3 protein-coding genes are annotated in these 2,308 nt (G+C 37.5%); 1 reads left to right on the plus strand and 2 read right to left on the minus strand.

The genetic code is table 11. From position 1 onward, the window contains the following. Positions 1–156, plus strand: a 156-nt coding sequence (locus AC23NW_RS36060) for a DNA cytosine methyltransferase (protein WP_487455545.1), incomplete at its 5' end; no start/stop codon positions are given. A 129-nt stretch (positions 157–285) separates the two neighbouring features. Here the strand turns inward: AC23NW_RS36060 and AC23NW_RS36065 are convergent. Together AC23NW_RS36065 and AC23NW_RS36070 are read right to left on the minus strand one after the other, a co-directional pair. Then, positions 286–717: a hypothetical protein gene (locus AC23NW_RS36065; RefSeq protein WP_487455541.1), complete on the minus strand. Its 432-nt coding sequence runs from the start codon at positions 715–717 to the stop codon at positions 286–288. 456 nt (positions 718–1,173) lie between these two features. Further along, positions 1,174–2,184 carry a hypothetical protein gene (locus tag AC23NW_RS36070; protein WP_487455543.1) on the minus strand — a complete coding sequence of 337 codons (1,011 nt, stop codon included), beginning with the start codon at positions 2,182–2,184 and terminating at the stop codon, positions 1,174–1,176. Positions 2,185–2,308 lie beyond the last annotated feature (124 nt).

Consider the following 2,308-nt stretch of genomic DNA (forward strand, 5'->3'; position numbering starts at 1 on the left):
CCCGACGACTTCCATATTAGTGGAAGCTGGACAGAGGGTATGCGTCAGATTGGGAACGCTGTTCCCGTAAAACTGGCCGAAGTAGTTGGGCAAAGTATACGTCGCCATCTAGAAGCATCAGGCCAGAACGCGCCAAATCTGGAAGCTGTAGCCTAACAATTCTGACTGCTATTCAGGATTAAATACCATGCATTTATAGAAATCAAAAGGCCCATGATAAGCATGGGCCTTTTTGATTAGACGAAGAGTAAACAGCACTCTTACCTTTGAGAATATTTCACAACTTTAATTCATGTAACCTAAATAAAAAAACGCATTAAGTCCTACAAACGATCTACCACCACAGTAGTTAGTAAAACCAGTCAAACCAACCCCAAAATACTTCAGAAAAACTAGATACCTAACCTCAAGAGGAATCCCTACTCGAGAATAATAAACAGTAGTATAATAACGACCAGTACCAAACAAAGGATATGGATCAGTATATAGGTAACTACCTCTATACCTTACCCAAACGCGCGCTAATCCTGCGCTAAAACGAAAATCTCCGATTTTATATCCATATAAAATACCCAATTCAGATTCTTTAATTCCAAGTTCAGCAGGTGGAGAAAGCTCTCCCATCAATGAATAACGGCTAATAAATAAATACACTACGCCCTTTTTTGGGTTCAAAACCAGCCGCCAACATACCACTAAAATGTTTTGATTTGCCAAATCCACCAGATACCCAAATATCAGGGTGTTTAGACTGACCAAAAACATTTAAACACAAAACCAACAAAATAACGACAAGCAAGAACCTTCTTATAAAATAATTATGGGTTATAACGTAAGGCAACAGGTGAGTAATAAACTTTTTTTTAGTCAGTTATCCAAGTGAACAGAAAATGCCCGAACATACGCTTAAAAAGGCCTTACAGGCCGGTGGCCGGATCACGCTGGGCGGTGGTAACTGGGCCATTGTTCACTATCACAACATCTTTATAAAGACTTCTGCGGATATGTTTATGATAGACACAGCCCTTTCTAGTTATCACAAATAATTATCATATGTAAACATTATATAATTATGATATAAAATCTATCCAATAAGATCAAAAGCCTAGAAAATATTCAAATAAAAAAAGGGGGAGCATCCCCCTCCTTTTTTATTTCACCAAAATTTTAATGTTAGTTACCAATTACTGCATACCCTGTGTATGACATATACCCAGCATAACATGTGCCCCAAGCCTCAAGTTTTTCAATACCAATTGGATCTGCAAGTACATATCCCTGATCACTGAATGTCCCCGTTTGCCATTGACCACGCTGAATGACATCAATATGGTCGTATGGACCATCCTGAAAATTTGCCGAATAAGTCGCACCATAAATGATAGGGCTTGGGAATGTAACTGATGAAAGAAGCTTTAAACTTGTAGTCCATGAAGTAACCCAACCATACCATTTCTTATTTTCATGCTGAACTTTAGTTCCCATCGATGCATAGATCAAATAACTATTATTCCATGCCTCAGTGACAAAACGATCAGTATCATTAAAATAATGTAAATCATGATCTTGATCGATAGGTAAACTAGCAACCCTTCCACCAGAATGAGTCTGATGAATATGCCGACGTATCTTACCTACTAAAATACCATTACCTACATCAACGAATCCTTTCTGACTTTCAAGCTGTCCTCTCCATGAGCCGGCATCAAATGAATCAACAAATCGCTTATTATTTTTAGGATAAATGAAAACATAATCCATTGTTACTCTAACCACTTTTTCACCCAGCATCATTTCCCCATCTGTATTTAATAGGGAGGCAAAATATACGTCTTCAACCAATTCCTGATAAGTACTATCATTTCCTGATGCTACCCTAGCACTCTTATTATATTCTATAGCAGCTTGTTCATCATACTGAATCTTATACAGTGATGTAAACCCATCTTGCTTACTGTTCCACTCGACTAAGGACGTAGGAGTGTAATCCTCATGCAGTCGTGTCATGTAACTTTTCCATGAGTCCATATCTGCAAATTTCAATTTACCATCAACAATCTCAAAAGGCTCCTGCTTTTTAGGCATGACATTTTCAACAGATGGTGATTTACATGAGAGTAGATTTAAAGCTAAGAACGTACTAGCTAAAACTAACTTTAAGAAGTAAAAGGTGTTTTTTTTCATTTTTTGAGGTGTTTAAGTAGTTTATACAGAGGAAAAGAATTCCTTTGTATGAGATGGTCTAATTTATCGGCACAGTGAACTTGCTTAACTTCGCAAGATCATGCAGCAACTAAGCAGACCTAAA

It is taken from the genome of Arsenicibacter sp. R0_47, from assembly GCF_057652235.1.

Excerpts from the sequence above, each read along its gene's own strand:
- AC23NW_RS36070 (WP_487455543.1), bottom strand. The coding sequence starts at position 2,184 with ATGAAAAAAAACACCTTTTACTTCTTAAAGTTAGTTTTAGCTAGTACG.